Raw genomic sequence first — 15409 nt, 5'->3', positions numbered from 1 at the left:
CGGAGACCCTGATGTCCTCTTTTAACGACATGATCAACAACATTACCCCGGACATCTACGAGAGCCTGAAACTGGCCGTGGAAATCGGCAAGTGGTCCGACGGTGGCAAACTCACCGCCGAACAGCGCGAGCTGTCGCTGCAGGCGATGATCGCCTGGGAAATCCAGAACCTGCCTGAAGACCAGCGCACCGGTTACATGGGCCCGCAGGAATGTGCATCGAAGTCGATCGAAGTGCCGAACATCCTGTTCAAATCGGATGCCATCCATTGATCGAGATTGGCCGCGGTGCAATCAGCAAAATGTCGGCGCGCCTGGACGGGCCGAACGTGCAATACGCGTTTCGTCTGGATGACGTCGAGGTGCCGGTCAATCCGTTGATTGGCAGCACGGTGCGTCTGGAATACCTGGGGGCGATCCACTGCACCCATTGCGGGCGCAAGACCAAAACCAGTTTCAGTCAGGGTTACTGCTACCCGTGCATGACCAAACTGGCGCAGTGCGACCTGTGCATCATGAGCCCGGAGCGCTGCCACTATGAGGCCGGCACCTGCCGCGAGCCGGAGTGGGGCGAGAAATTCTGCATGACCGACCACGTGGTTTACCTGTCCAATTCGTCGGGGATCAAGGTTGGCATCACTCGTGCTACGCAACTGCCGACTCGCTGGATCGATCAGGGCGCATGTCAGGCATTGCCGATCATGCGCGTCTCGACACGGCAGCAATCGGGCTTCGTTGAAGACCTGTTCCGCAGTCAGGTCGCGGATAAAACCAACTGGCGCGCGCTGCTCAAGGGCGATGCGGCGGCGGTCGATCTGGCGCAGGTACGTGACCAGTTATTCGAAAGCTGCGCCGAAGGCCTGCAAGGTTTGCAGGAGCGATTCGGCCTACAGGCTATTCAGACGATTGCCGATGTAGAACCTCTCGAAATCCGCTATCCGGTCGAGCAATACCCGGCCAAAATCGTCAGCTTCAACCTGGACAAGAACCCGATTGCCGAAGGCACGCTGCTGGGGATCAAGGGCCAGTACCTGATCTTCGACACCGGCGTGATCAACATTCGCAAGTACACGGCTTATCAGCTCGCCGTGCATCAATAAGGACGCCAGCATGCGCACCGAACAACCGAAGATGATTTACCTGAAGGACTATCAGGCGCCCGAGTACCTGATCGATGAAACACACCTGACCTTCGAGTTGTTCGAGGATCACAGCCTGGTGCACGCGCAGTTGGTCATGCGCCGCAACCCGGCGCGTGGCCCGGGCCTGCCGCCGCTGGTGCTCGACGGCCAGCAGCTGGAGTTGCTCTCGGTAACGCTGGCGGATCAGGAACTGTCTGACGGCGACTACCAGCTCACCGAAAACCACCTGACCCTGCAACCGGCCAGCGAAACCTTCACGGTCGACACCAGCGTGAAGATCCATCCGGAAACCAACACTGCACTGGAAGGCCTGTACAAGTCCGGCACGATGTTCTGCACTCAGTGCGAGGCCGAAGGTTTCCGCAAGATCACTTACTACCTCGACCGCCCGGACGTGATGAGCAAGTTCACCACCACCGTGGTCGCCGAACAGCACAGCTATCCGGTATTGCTCTCCAACGGCAACCCGATTGCCTCGGGCCCGGGCGAAGACGGCCGGCACTGGGCAACCTGGGAAGACCCGTTCATGAAACCGGCGTATCTGTTCGCGCTGGTGGCCGGTGATTTGTGGTGCGTTGAAGACAGCTTCACCACCATGACCAACCGCAGCGTCGCGCTGCGCATTTACGTCGAGCCGGAAAACATCGACAAGTGCCAGCACGCGATGAACAGCCTGAAGAAGTCGATGCGCTGGGACGAAGAGGTTTACGGTCGCGAGTACGATCTGGACATCTTCATGATCGTCGCCGTGAATGACTTCAACATGGGCGCGATGGAGAACAAGGGTCTCAACATCTTCAACTCCAGCGCCGTACTGGCCCGCGCCGAAACCGCTACCGATGCCGCCCACCAGCGCGTTGAAGCGATCGTCGCCCACGAATACTTCCACAACTGGTCGGGCAACCGCGTGACCTGCCGCGACTGGTTCCAGCTGTCGCTGAAGGAAGGCTTCACGGTGTTCCGTGATTCCGGCTTCTCCGCCGACATGAACTCGGCCACGGTCAAGCGCATTCAGGACGTGGCTTACCTGCGTACTCACCAGTTCGCCGAAGATGCCGGCCCGATGGCTCACGCCGTGCGCCCGGACAGCTTCATCGAGATTTCCAACTTCTACACCCTGACCGTGTACGAAAAGGGCTCGGAAGTGGTCGGCATGATCCACACCTTGCTCGGCGCCGAAGGCTTCCGTAAAGGCAGTGATCTGTACTTCGAGCGTCACGATGGTCAGGCAGTGACTTGCGATGACTTCATCAAGGCGATGGAAGATGCCAACGGCGTCGATCTGACCCAGTTCAAGCGCTGGTACAGCCAGGCCGGCACGCCACGTCTGGCGGTGAGCGAGTCTTACGACGCTGCCGCGAAAACCTACAGCCTGACCTTCCGCCAGAGCTGCCCGGAAACCCCGGACAAGGTTGAAAAACTGCCGTTCGTGATTCCGGTCGAACTCGGCCTGCTCGACAGCCAAGGTAACGAGATTGCCCTGCGTCTGAGCGGCGAAGCGTCGGCGCAAGGCACCACCCGCGTGATCTCGGTCACCGAAGCCGAGCAGACCTTCACCTTCGTCGACATCGCCGAACAGCCGCTGCCCTCGCTGCTGCGCGGTTTCTCCGCGCCGGTCAAGCTGAGCTTCCCGTACAACCGCGATCAGCTGATGTTCCTGATGCAGCACGACAGCGACGGCTTCAACCGCTGGGATGCCGGTCAGCAACTGTCGGTGCAAGTGCTGCAAGAACTGATTGGCCAGCAACAGAAAGGCGAGAGCCTGAAGCTTGATCCGCGTCTGGTCTCGGCACTGCGCACGGTGCTGTCGGATGAATCGCTGGATCAGGCCATGGTCGCCGAAATGCTCTCGCTGCCGGGTGAGGCGTACCTCACTGAAATCAGCGAAGTGGCGGATGTCGATGCCATTCACATCGCCCGTGAGTTCGCCCGTCAGCAACTGGCGGAAGGTCTGTTCGAAGCGCTTTGGCTGCGTTATCAGGCCAACCGTGATTTGTCGAAGAAAACCCCGTACGTGGCCGAAGCCGAGCACTTCGCCCGTCGTGCGTTGCAGAACATTGCGCTGTCGTACCTGATGCTCAGCGGCAAGCCGGAAGTACTCGCGGCGGCGCTGGAACAGTTCGAAACAGCCGACAACATGACCGAGCGCCTGACCGCGCTGGCGGTGTTGGTCAATTCGCCGTTCGAAGAGCAGAAAGCCTCGGCACTGGCCAGTTTCGCCGAGCACTTCAAGGACAACCCGCTGGTTATGGATCAGTGGTTCAGCGTGCAGGCCGGCAGCACCTTGCCGGGCGGGCTGGAACGGGTAAAAGCGTTGATGCAACACCCGGCGTTCAACATCAAGAACCCGAACAAGGTGCGTGCACTGGTCGGTGCGTTTGCCGGGCAGAACCTGATCAACTTCCACGCGGCGGACGGTTCCGGTTATCGCTTCCTCGCGGATCTGGTGATTGAGTTGAACAGCTTCAACCCGCAGATCGCCTCGCGCCAACTGGCGCCGCTGACGCGCTGGCGCAAATACGACAGCGCCCGGCAGGCGTTGATGAAGGCTGAACTGGAGCGGATTCGGGCGTCGGGGCAGTTGTCGAGTGATGTGTATGAGGTGGTGAGCAAGAGCCTGGCTTGATGGTGTGTTGGCGTCGGTGTTCCAGCTGTTACCGGCCCTCACCCTAACCCTCTCCCAGTGGGAGAGGGGACTGACCGAGGTGAATGTTTGAGTTACACCGACCTGAAAGTCCGGAGTCGAACTCAGGACTTGAAAAGCACGAAGATCGGCTCCCTTTCCCCCTCGCCCCCTGGGGGGAGAGGGCTGGGGTGAGGGGGTAGGATTCACGCATCACCACAAACCCCAAGCCGTACACATAAAAAAACGCCGCATTAACCAATGCGGCGTTTTTTTGACTGAAAGTTACTTCAGGTCGAAACGATCCAGATTTGTCACCTTCGTCCACGCCGCAACAAAGTCCTTAACAAACTGCTCCTTCGCATCCGAACTGGCATACACCTCAGCCAGCGCCCTTAATTGCGCATTGGAACCAAACACCAGATCAACCCGCGTCGCCGTCCACTTCACGCTGCCGGTTTTACGGTCACGCCCCTCGAACTCATCCGCATCCCTCGAAGTCGGCTTCCACTCCACCCCCATGTCCAGCAGGTTGGTGAAGAAGTCATTGGTCAGTGCTTCCGTCTGCGAAGTGAACACACCATGGCGGGTTTGCCCGACGTTGGTGTTCAACACCCGCAAACCGCCCAGCAGCACAGTCATCTCCGGTGCGGTAAGCGTCAGCAGTTGCGCCTTGTCGATCAGCAATGCCTCGGCCGAGACGGTGTATTTGCCTTTGCTGTAGTTGCGGAAGCCATCGGCAATCGGTTCAAGGAAACCGAAGGAATCAACATCGGTTTGCTCTTGGGTTGCATCCGTACGTCCCGGTGTGAACGGTACCGTGACCGAATGGCCGGCGTTTTTCGCTGCTTGTTCGACCCCGGCATTGCCCGCCAACACGATCAGGTCCGCCAGCGAGACTTTCTTGCCAGCAGCGCCGCTGTTGAAGTCGTTCTGAATGTCCTCAAGGGTTTGCAGCACTTTGGCCAGTTGCTCAGGCTGGTTGGCCTGCCAGAACTTTTGCGGTGCCAGACGCAGGCGACCACCGTTGGCGCCGCCGCGCTTGTCCGAACCGCGGAACGTCGAGGCGGCTGCCCAAGCGGTCGAGACCAGTTGCGACACTGAAAGTCCTGACGCGAGGATTTTGCCTTTCAGCACAGCCGCGTCGCTGTCGTCGATCAGCGGATGACTGACAGCGGGAATCGGATCCTGCCACAACAGTTCTTCGCTCGGCAGTTCCGGTCCGAGATAGCGAGACAGCGGGCCCATGTCGCGGTGGATCAGTTTGTACCAGGCACGGGCGAAGGCGTCGGCCAATTGATCCGGATTGGAAAGGAAGCGCCGCGAAATCTGCTCGTAGGCTGGATCGAAACGCAGCGCCAGGTCAGAGGTGAGCATGGTCGGCGAGAGTTTCTTGTTCGGATCATGGGCGTGGGGAACGGTACCGGCACCGGCGCCGTTCTTCGGAATCCACTGATGCGCGCCAGCCGGGCTTTTGCTCAGCTCCCACTCGAAGCCGAACAGGTTTTCCAGGTAGTTGTTGCTCCACTTCGTCGGTGTGGTGGTCCAGGTCACTTCCAGACCGCTGGTAATGGTGTCGCCACCCTTGCCGGTACCGAACGCGTTGCGCCAACCGAGGCCCTGTTCTTCGAGGCCGGCCGCTTCCGGCTCAGGCCCGACGTTATCGGCTGGGCCGGCGCCGTGGGTTTTACCGAAGGCGTGACCGCCAGCGATCAACGCGACGGTTTCTTCATCGTTCATGGCCATGCGGCCGAAGGTTTCGCGAATGTCGTGGGCAGAAGCGACGGGGTCTGGATTGCCTTCCGGACCTTCGGGGTTTACGTAGATCAGGCCCATTTGCACGGCGGCGAGCGGGTTTTCCAGATTGCGTTCGCCCTGATCGGTGCGGCTCTCTTCTTTGCCATGCAAATCCGGTTCGGCGACCAGCGTACCGTCACCGGGTTCCTGCATGGCTGACTTGTCTTTGCCGTAACGACTGTCGCCGCCCAGCCACTCGTGCTCCGAGCCCCAATAAACATCTTCGTCCGGCTCCCACACATCGGGGCGGCCACCGGAGAAACCGAAGGTTTTGAAACCCATGGATTCCAGCGCAACGTTACCGGTGAGAACGATCAGGTCAGCCCAGGAAATGTTGCGGCCATATTTCTGTTTGATCGGCCACAGCAGGCGACGGGCCTTGTCGAGGCTGACGTTGTCCGGCCAGCTGTTCAGCGGTGCAAAGCGTTGTTGCCCGGAGCCGGCGCCACCACGGCCATCGGCGGTGCGATAAGTGCCAGCGCTGTGCCAGGCCATGCGGATGAAGAGGGGGCCGTAGTGGCCAAAGTCGGCTGGCCACCAGTCCTGAGAGTCGGTCATCAGCGCATTGAGATCTTGTTTCAGGGCTTGAAAGTCGAGGCTTTTGAAGGCTTTGGCGTAGTCGAAATCCTTGCCCAACGGATCGGACTTTGGCGAATGCTGATTGAGGATTTTCAGGTTGAGTTGATTCGGCCACCAGTCACGGTTCGTCGTACCACCACCGGCGGCGTGGTTGAACGGGCATTTCGATTCGTTTGCCATGTTCGGGTCCTTATCAGGTCTGCTACGGCCGGCTCGTGCCGACTTCGGACTAGTAAGGCTAGACCCGACTGAGGAAGTCAGCTAATAGGCCGACTATTGGGCGCCGATAGGTAAAGTCTTTCAGCGTTTTCAGAGCTCTTCACCGATGAGCCGAAAGCGGCTGCCTGCTGGAAACACGCGTTGTTGAGCCTCTGCAAAAAAACAAAAGTGAAAATCCGGATGACAGGAAGAAATGTTATTGTATAACATTAAATTCGTTTCATTCTGTTTCTGTCTGTGTTTTCTGCAAACGCTGCCAGCGATCCTCACTTTTTCAGCGCATGGAAATTCTGCAATGCCTGCCCGTTCCCACCCCCTGCAACGACGCCTGAGTCCATTGGCCGCCGCGCTGCTTTTTGCATCGCCGGTATTCGCCGCCGACACCCTCGAACTGCAACCCCAAGTCATCACCGGCAATCCGCTCGGCAGCCAGACACTCGCGTCGCCATCGACTGTGCTCAGCGGCGACGACCTTACGTTTCAACAGAAGGGCAGCCTGGGAGAAACCCTGAACAAGCAACCCGGTGTGTCTTCCTCCTACTTCGGCCCGGGCGCGAGCCGGCCGATCATTCGCGGCCAGGACGGTGACCGCATCCGCATCCTGCGCAACGGCGTCGGCGCGCTGGATGCCTCGTCGCTGTCTTACGACCACGCAGTGCCGCTGGATCCGGTCAACGTCGAGCGCGTTGAGATCGTTCGTGGTCCGGCGGCGCTGTTGTACGGCGGCAGCGCCATTGGCGGGGTGGTTAACACCTTCGATAACCGCATTCCGACAGAAGCCATTGATGGCATCCACGGCGCCGGTGAGTTGCGTTACGGCGGTGCCGACACCACGCGCAGCAGCGCCGGTAAACTTGAGGCCGGTAACGGACAATTCGCTTTGCACCTGGACGCCAGTGCCCGCGAGTTCAATGATCTGAAAATTCCCGGTTACGCGAAAACCAGTCGCGAACGTGCAGACGACGATGGCGACTCGAAAAAACATCGCCTGGGCAACAGCGATGGTCGGCAGGATGGCGGCGCGGTCGGCGGGTCTTACACTTGGGATGACGGATACGCCGGCCTGTCCTACAGCAACTACGACTCCAACTACGGTTCACCCGCTGAAGAAGATGTGCGCATCCGCATGCAACAGGAGCACTACGCCTTTGCCTCGGAGATCCGCAATCTCGACGGCCCGTTCAGCTCGATCAAACTGGATGCCGGCTATACAGATTACGAACACCGCGAAATCGAAGGCGGCGAGGTCGGCACGACGTTCAAGAACAAAGGTTACGAGGCGCGGCTCGAAGCGCGGCACCAGCCATTGGGGCCGTTCAACGGTGTGATCGGCGCGCAGGTGAACCGCAACGAATTCTCGGCACTGGGCGAGGAAGCGTTTGTGCCGCAGACCGATACCGATGCCGCTGCGTTGTTCATTCTGGAAGAGTTGCAAGCCACCGACCGACTGCTGTTCACCCTCGGCGGACGCCTGGAGCACACTACGGTCGATCCGGATGCGAAGGGTAATGAGCGCTTCGCCAGCACCGACCGCTCCAGCAGTTTTACCGCCGGCAGTCTTTCTTCCGGTGCGGTGTACACGCTGACGCCGATCTGGTCGGTGGCTGCGACGCTGGGCTACACCGAACGTGCGCCGACATTTTATGAGCTGTACGCCAACGGTGCCCACGTCGCGACCGGCACTTATGAAGTTGGCGATGCCGGGCTGTCGAAAGAAAAAGCAGTGTCCAGTGATCTGGCGTTGCGCTTCGACAATGGTACGCATAAGGGCAGTGTCGGCGTGTTCTATAGCCACTTCTCCAATTACATTGGTTTGCTCGGTACTGGCCGAACGCTGAATGACGAGGGCGAAGAGGACGCCGACGGCATCCCCGAATACACCTACTCCGGTGTGCGTGCACGTTTCAGCGGCATTGAAGCGCAGGATCACTGGAAACTCGGCGAAAGCGCCTACGGCAAGTTTGCTCTGGAAATGTCCGGCGACTACACCCGCGCGAAGAACCTCGATACCGGTGAAGACCTGCCGCGTATCGCGCCGTTGCGCTTGAACACCGGGCTGCTGTGGGAACTGGACAAATGGCAGGCGCGCATCGATGTCGAGCACGCCAGTTCACAACATCGCGTGCCGGATAACGAAAGCAGCACCGACGGCTACACGACGCTGGGTGCCAATGTCGGGTATCACTTCGATGTCGGTCAGAGCCAATGGCTGGCCTTCGTCAATGCCGAGAACCTGACCAATCAAACCGTGCGTTATGCCAGTTCGATCCTGCGCGACATTGCGCCGGCAGAAGGGCGCAGTATTCAGGTCGGGTTGCGCACGACGTTTTGATGATCACTGATTCCCACTGTAGGAGCTGCCGCAGGCTGCGATCTTTTGATCTCTATTTTAAAAGCAAAAGATCGCAGCCTGCGGCAGCTCCTACACGGGCGTGATCAGGTGGATTGGGCGGTGTCGTCATCCGGCACGTCGTCGAGAATATCCTCTTGCCCCGGCAATTCAGTAATCACACTGAAGTCCGTCACCTCAACCGCACCCAGACCATACCCCAACAAATGGAAAGAAAACGCTTTGCGCTCTTGCGGGTTGTCGAAGCTGAAGTTCATTTCCAGTGGCTGCTCGGCGGTTGCCACCATCTCCTGCGGCAGGCCAATCTGCACGTCCTGTTCAAACTCCTTGGCCTTGAGCTGAATGTACGCCGCCTGCTGCGGATCGACTGAACGCACGGTCAGGCGCACGCGGGTGTGCGAGCCTTTGGGCATTTCCAGGTACTGCGCGCCGATCAGGTTGTCGGCCCAGTCATCCTTGATCTGCGCTTGCAGCGGGATGACGTTGGTGCTGCCGAATTGATAGCGATGATTGAGCGGTGTGCGCAGCAGCGACAGGTCGAGGGCGTTGGCGCGGGCGGCGATCTGTCGGGCCGGGTGGCCGCTGTAGTTGCCTTTATAGATGGCGCTTTCGGCGATGAAGCCGGCGCTTTCGTAGAAGCGGCAGCGGCGCGGCATGTCGCACTCGGAAAAAATCCCCTGACCGTTGTGATAGCGCAGTTTGCCGTTGGTGAACGACATGATTTCGCGGCCGCTGTCGTAGTCGCGAAACAGCGAACGACCGCTCAGCGCGGAAGGCACCGGCAGGTCGAAGTAGTCGAGGATGGAAGTGCTCAGATCAACGTGGCCATACACGCCTTTGTTGAGCCTTGGCAGTTGTTCATGCTCCGGCGCCAGGGTCAGGTTGAAGCCCCACGACGAGGCCAGGCGCACGCCGTCGATGCCATGGGATTCGTCGGAAGTGATCACCACCAGCGTGTCTTTCAGAACGCCCTGGCGCTCCAGGCCGCCGAGGAACTGTTCCAGCGCATCGTCGAGATAACCGACGGCGGCCTGTTTCGGCGTTTCGTAGCGCTCCAGGTATTCCTCGGGCGCGGAGTAGGGCTGATGGGTGCCGACGGTCAGCAGCGTCAGCATCCACGGCTGTTTCTGCTTTTTCAGTTGGCCGACATAATCCAGCGCGCCTTCGAAAAACGCCTTGTCATCCTTGCCCCACGGGAATTCCAGATAGTTGCTGTTGCTGAACCACTCCAGACCGTGGGTCGCATCGAAACCAATGTGCGGCATGATCTTGTCTTTGGCCATGAAACGCAGGCCGGCGCCCTGTAGATAGTGGGTGCTGAAGCCGTGCTCCCGCAGTTGCGCCGGCAGGCAGGCCTGATTGCGCTCGTTGAGGGTGAGCATTTCCACGCCTTTGGGCGTGCCGTTGTTGAGTTTGTCGTAGTCGCCGCAGAGCATCGCGTACAGACCGCGAATGGTTTGGTGCGTATGCAGCACGTAGTCCGGGGTGTTCATGCCGCGCTCGGCCCAGCTGCTGAGGTTGGGCATCAGGTCTTCCTGATAATGGCTGCCGATTGCCTCGCGGTTGGCGCGGATGTAAGCCCCGGGAATGCCTTCCAGCGCGATGATCAGCACGTTACGTGCTTGTCCCGGCGCGGCCAGCAGTTTCTGCCCGTTGAGGTCGACGTCGGTGAGCCCGGCCATGGCTGGCGCGGCTTCTTCGACATCGCCGTCCAGCCATTCCTCGGCCCGAATCTGCAGGTCGGCGACCTCGCTGGCCAGCAATTGGTGCGGCAGGTTGTACTGACGCCACGGATCCGCTTCGTTCGGCCACAGGTTTTGCGCGCCCCAGTGGGCGGCGAACAACACCAGCGGTGCGCTCCAGGCAGCGCGTGGCAGGGGCGGACGTGGCAGGTCGCGGTTGGCAAACCGGGTCAGCAGCCAGAACAGCAGGGCCAGCAGCAAAGTGATGCCCAGTGCAGGATGGGCCAGCCCGCCGCCGGTGGAGTTCTCGACGAACTGCGGATCGATCAGGTAATGAATATCCGAAGGCGTCGGCAGCCGACCGACCGCGCTGACCAGTTCAGCGGTCGCCACCGCCAGCAATCCCCAGAACAGCAACACCGGCAAGGCCAGCCACCACGCCCGGCGATGCAGCAACATCACCAACAGGCTGCCGATGGCCAGATCCGACAAATAGCCCAGCGGTGCCGACCAACCCAGCGCCGCACGCAGGCACAGCGGCACCACCAGCACCAGAACAATCAGGGAAAAGAGGCGGGCATGCGGCTGCCGCAACCGGTTAAAAAGAGCGCTCACAAAAAAAGACCTTCCAGCCATTAAATCGTCATAAAAGTGTGCGCGATGATACCAAGGGTGAGCTGTCTGATCGCCCTTTTAAACCCTCAACTGATGCGCTGGTGCGGTGGCCTCTGAAGGTGATGGAGTGTCTGCAGGCCTGACCCGCCTTCGCGTGGCACGGCAATCAACGATATTGAGGCTGGTGGATTTATTGTTTCAGGCTGTTTAACCCGTCGAGCCGCCACCGGATTCCAATGTAGGAGCTGCGGCACGCTGCGATCTTTTGATCTTGTTATCGAAACCCGGACTCAAAAGATTGCAGCCTCCTTTCGCTCGACAACCCGTGCTATCGATATGCAATAAAGGTATTTAATTTCTATTTTTTATAGCGATAAAGTCAGGCTTTTCAGCACACCACCCCATGCTGCGAGGTTGTCATGGCCACACCGTTCAAACGTTCCGCACTGACTTTGTTGGCCGCTTCCCTGGCCGCGAGTGCGTTGTTCAGCACCGGCGCTCAGGCCGAAGGCAAGATCAGCATCGCCCAGCAATTCGGCATCGGTTACCTGATTCTCGATGTAGTGCGCGACCAGAATCTCATCGAAAAACACGGCAAGGAGCAGGGCCTCGACATCAAGGTCGACTGGAACAGCATCTCCGGCGCCACGGCGATGAACGAAGCGTTGCTCACCGGATCGCTCGATGTGGTTTCGGCGGGCGTGCCGCCGATGCTCACGGTGTGGGATCGCACCAAAGGCAAACAGAACGTCAAAGCCATCGCCGCGCTGGGTTCGATGCCCAACTACTTGCTGACCAACAATCCCAATATCAAGACGCTCAAGGATTTCACCGAAAAGGACAGGATCGCCGTGCCTGCCGCCGGTGTCGGCTTCCAGTCGCGCACCTTGCAGATCGAGACCGCCAAGGAATTCGGCGACGCCCAGTACAAGAAATTCGACGATATTTCGGTGAGCCTGCCGCACCCCGATGCGACGGCCGCGCTGATTGCCGGCGGCTCGGAAATCAACTCGCATTTCTCCAGCCCGCCGTTCCAGTACCAGGCCCTGCAGAATCCCAATGTGCACAAAGTGTTGAGTTCCTACGACGTGCTTGGCGGGCAGGCGACGTTCAACGTGCTCTACACCACGGAAAAATTCCACGACGAAAACCCGAAAACCTACAAGGCGTTCTATGACGCGTTGGCCGAGGCCGAGAAGATCATCAAGGCCGACAAGCCGGCAGCGGCTCAGGCGTACATTCGTGTCGAGCAGTCGAAACTGCCGCTGGCCCTGGTCGAGCAAATCGTCAACGACCCGGAAATCGACTTCACCGTGGTGCCGCAGCGTACGTTTATCTATGCCGAGAAGTTGCAGGAGCTTGGCGTGCTGAAGAACAAGGCCGATAGCTGGAAGGATTACTTTTTTGAAGAGGCGCATGGTGGGGCCGGTAGCTGAAGAACCCGGCCCGTTGCAGGGGATTTCCGGAACTCAACCGGCAGGCTCGATCAGTCGCGTAATGGGGTGATCGTGTCCCTCGACGTGCCATTTCACCCACAACCGATTGCGCCCGTCGGAGCTTTTGTCGGGCTCGATGGACAGCCAGTTACGACTGGCAATCAGGCAATTTCCGTCGTAGCCAATGGCTTGCATTTCGGCAGTCAGGTCAGTGTCGATCTTTTCCCGGGTACTGGTGATCGTTTCCAGGCTTCTGATCGTCAGCACAGGCAGAGGAGGATGGACGATGCCGGTTGAAATCAGCTGATGGATGACTTCTGCACCATTGTCGATATGTCGGGGGTTGGCCGAACGAATGACGCTGGCGGCGGCTACATGCACATCCCCGGAGACAATGGTGACTTTGCATTTCGCCAACTTGGCAAAATCGAGCAGTCCATTGATCAGTTGCTTACGCTCGTTTTTGTGCGGCTGATGGCGCCAGTGGTCCCGGAAATCATCCTCCGGCCCGATCTCCCCCGGAATCCATCCGATCAGGGCCTCAAGCAGCGCAAGGTTGACGAACGATACCGGAACGCTGGAGATGAACAACAGGTGTGAAGGTTTGCTGACCGTCAGGCTTTTGATCCAGGTAAACATCTGCGAGATGCTTTTTTGCGACATGATTTGCGTGGGCTGTTTGAGCTGGCCGTTTCTGCCCTTGATGTCGGGCGCACGTTCAGACCTCAGGTCGGGAACGACAATGGCGAGGCCACCGAGTCCTTCAAAAGCGAAGGTATGCCCTTGGCGGGTAATCGCACCCGGACGACTCTCGGTTTCGTCGACCTGTAATTGGTAGAGACGAAAGTAATAGCTGGCAATGCGGAACAGCCCTTGGTGTACGGGACTTTCATGCAAGGCCTGGGGATAGGAACCCCAACCGTCGATGATGTCGTGATCGTCCCACATCATCAGGGTCGGAACGCAGCTGAGCATGTTCAGGATCTGAGGTCTGGCCCAGTATCGCGGGTAAACACTGGCGAAAAACTCGTCTGCCTGAACCTCCATTTCTTCAGTCCACAGAGTGTCATCGCGATTCCAGGAGAACTGTTTGTACCAGTCATTCAAGGGGCCTTGAGTCTGTAACAGTTCATCGCTGTAAATCTGATCGCCTCCCATGATCAACAGATGGTACTCGGCTTGTTTGTGGGTCCGGGCGAGATGACTCCAGCGTTCGGCATAGCGATCTGCCAGTGAATTCAGGTATTTGACATCCGACACACCGTTGCACGAGGTGTAAGCGATGCGGGGAGCCTGATCCAGAGGCGGAACGTGAAATGAACCGGACACACCGCCCAAGTCATAGTCGATCTTCAGCTGCGTTTTACTTTGCTGGATCTGCATGTCCAGTCGCCAGACGGCCATGCGCGGTTTGATCAAAGGAATCCGGGCAATCCGTTTGATCGTCGGATTGTGTGCCTGCGCGACCTGCGTAGTGGGTTCCGGCGCGTTGAGGTCTTGCACCAGCAGGGCAGATACACAGTATTTCTGATTCTGAATACCGCGAAAGCTCAAAACCGGGCCAAAGGGACTCATGTTGTCGTCCTCGCTGACAATTGAAAAACGGATGCCACGCAATGCCGTGGTGTCACCGAGCGTAGTCCGTTTTTGCGGTAGCGAGGACGCGAGGGGAGTGTTTCAGTTCATGCCATCATCAAAAATGCTTTCGATTGATAGCTCGAACGCCCGGGCAATCTGAAAGGCCAACGGCAGGCTCGGGTCGTAGCGTTCGTTTTCAATCGCGTTGATCGTCTGACGCGACACGTTCAAGCGTTCGGCCAGATCAACCTGCGACCACTTGCGCTCGGCGCGCAATTCCTTGAGGCGGTTTTTCATTGGTAGCGGCGCCGCGCAATTTGCAGGCCGACAATCCACATCAGCCCCATCACCGGCCACACACACGTCCACGGAATGTGCGGAGCGCCGACGTTTTCCAGAAAACCGTAGCTGAAGGTCAACAGTGCTGAGGCAGCGAATGCAAACCCCAATGCTTCAAACTGGATGCGCAGATGCATTTCGTCCATGCGCCGCATGTTGCGCACGATGGCCCAGCACATCAGTCCCGCCGGAATGATCGGCGTCAGTGCGACGGCCGAGCGCAGCACGATGGGGGCGTCCATCAGGTATTGCGAGGCAATCAATGAGGCTGTCAGGACCAGCATGTAGATGATTAATGCTGCGCCCAATTCGAGGTAGTACCGGTTCATTCTTCACTTCCTATGTAAAAGACCCTTTACATGGTTGCCGAAGTTTTCTCCGATGTAAAGCATGCTTTCCATCCGGCTGGTCGCCGCGAAAACTCTGTTGTCGGAGAAGTTGCAGCGTAGGGCCACACTTTCTGGACAGGGTAATAACCACTCAGTAGCATTCGAGCCCAACGGATTATCCCTTCGCACGTCGTCCGACGTGGAACGCTCAAGGAATCGACATGCGCGACACCCGCATTGACCAAAAACGAACGGTCGTGACCCAGGTCAACGGCGAGATTCACTATGAAACCCAGATCAGTTTCAGCTCCACGTCGGTCGTCGATGGCGAGATTCGGGTGCATCGTGCTGAAGGCAATCAGCTAGACATTCCGGTGGCCGGGGCGGATTTCGCTTGGCGCATTGATCTGGATGGGGTGCACAGAGTACCGGTGACGCAGGCAGCGGTTGAACCGGAGGAACCGCTGCCTGTCGATGACAGCTTGAAGTTGTTCACCTCGAAAACCGTGTGGATCACCCTCGGGCTGTGGTTCTTCGTCAGTTCGGTGTTCGGTTGGCTGGGGATTGTGGCGGCAGGCGGCTATCTCGGTTACCAGTGGCGTGAGGTGGAAAAGCGCAAGGGACAGTTGGCCAAGGCAACCGTCGCTGAAACCGTGACCCGTTCCGGCTCGCGGATGTCACGAGAAAGCGTGCGCAGGGCATTGGCCCGCAAGCGTTAATT

At 58.7% G+C, this 15409-nt stretch carries 11 protein-coding genes; 6 read left to right on the top strand and 5 right to left on the bottom strand.

Going from position 1 to position 15409, the window contains the following annotated elements; all coding sequences use genetic code 11:
- The first annotated feature begins 11 nt into the window (after positions 1-11).
- Genes H8F23_RS01350 through pepN form a run of 3 tightly spaced genes read left to right on the top strand, consistent with a single transcriptional unit; the run spans position 12 to position 3767 of the window.
- Positions 12-272 carry a YeaC family protein gene (locus tag H8F23_RS01350; protein WP_007919229.1) on the top strand — a complete coding sequence of 87 codons (261 nt, stop codon included), beginning with the start codon at positions 12-14 and terminating at the stop codon, positions 270-272.
- Positions 269-1099 (top strand): DUF2797 domain-containing protein, encoded by an 831-nt coding sequence (locus H8F23_RS01345; RefSeq protein ID WP_194933145.1) that lies wholly within the window; start codon positions 269-271, stop codon positions 1097-1099. The genes H8F23_RS01350 and H8F23_RS01345 overlap by 4 nt, the downstream gene beginning before the upstream one ends.
- Before the next feature lie 10 nt (positions 1100-1109).
- Positions 1110-3767, top strand: a complete 2658-nt coding sequence (gene pepN, locus H8F23_RS01340; protein ID WP_194933144.1) for an aminopeptidase N — start codon at positions 1110-1112, stop codon at positions 3765-3767.
- 282 nt (positions 3768-4049) lie between these two features.
- Here the strand turns inward: pepN and katG are convergent, their stop codons facing one another.
- On the bottom strand, positions 4050-6320 hold the full coding sequence (gene katG / locus H8F23_RS01335) for a catalase/peroxidase HPI (RefSeq protein WP_194933143.1): 2271 nt from the start codon (positions 6318-6320) through the stop codon (positions 4050-4052).
- Between the two features lie 334 nt (positions 6321-6654).
- Between katG and H8F23_RS01330 the strand changes: the two genes are divergently transcribed.
- Positions 6655-8691: a TonB-dependent receptor gene (locus tag H8F23_RS01330; RefSeq protein WP_194933142.1), complete on the top strand. Its 2037-nt coding sequence runs from the start codon at positions 6655-6657 to the stop codon at positions 8689-8691.
- A gap of 104 nt (positions 8692-8795) precedes the next feature.
- Here H8F23_RS01330 and H8F23_RS01325 read toward each other — a convergent pair whose 3' ends face one another.
- Positions 8796-11006: an LTA synthase family protein gene (locus H8F23_RS01325; RefSeq protein WP_194933141.1), complete on the bottom strand. Its 2211-nt coding sequence runs from the start codon at positions 11004-11006 to the stop codon at positions 8796-8798.
- Between the two features lie 419 nt (positions 11007-11425).
- Here H8F23_RS01325 and H8F23_RS01320 point away from each other — a divergent pair, with 419 nt between their 5' ends.
- Positions 11426-12442, top strand: a complete 1017-nt coding sequence (locus H8F23_RS01320) for an ABC transporter substrate-binding protein (protein WP_194933140.1) — start codon at positions 11426-11428, stop codon at positions 12440-12442.
- A 33-nt stretch (positions 12443-12475) separates the two neighbouring features.
- Here H8F23_RS01320 and H8F23_RS01315 read toward each other — a convergent pair whose 3' ends face one another.
- The 3 genes from H8F23_RS01315 to H8F23_RS01305 form a co-directional block, all read right to left on the bottom strand.
- A complete protein-coding gene (locus tag H8F23_RS01315) occupies positions 12476-14017 on the bottom strand; it encodes an alkaline phosphatase D family protein (RefSeq protein WP_194933139.1) in 1542 nt (513 codons plus the stop codon).
- Positions 14018-14119: 102 nt separating this feature from the next.
- Entirely contained in the window at positions 14120-14317 is a 198-nt protein-coding gene (locus H8F23_RS01310; RefSeq protein ID WP_194933138.1) for a helix-turn-helix transcriptional regulator, read from the bottom strand.
- The gene (locus tag H8F23_RS01305) at positions 14314-14688 is read right to left on the bottom strand and encodes a hypothetical protein (RefSeq protein ID WP_102899169.1); all 375 of its coding nucleotides are present in this window, start codon (positions 14686-14688) and stop codon (positions 14314-14316) included. Before H8F23_RS01305 ends, H8F23_RS01310 begins: the two co-directional genes overlap by 4 nt.
- A gap of 221 nt (positions 14689-14909) precedes the next feature.
- On the opposite strand from H8F23_RS01305, the gene H8F23_RS01300 reads away from it, so the two are divergent.
- Entirely contained in the window at positions 14910-15407 is a 498-nt protein-coding gene (locus H8F23_RS01300; protein ID WP_194933137.1) for a hypothetical protein, read from the top strand.
- Positions 15408-15409 lie beyond the last annotated feature (2 nt).

Origin of the sequence: Pseudomonas neuropathica (assembly GCF_015461835.1) — a bacterium.
In the GTDB taxonomy this organism is placed as follows: domain Bacteria; phylum Pseudomonadota; class Gammaproteobacteria; order Pseudomonadales; family Pseudomonadaceae; genus Aquipseudomonas; species Aquipseudomonas neuropathica.
The sequence above is the reverse complement of the archived record's forward strand: the minus strand, read 5'-3'. Positions and strand labels throughout refer to the sequence as shown.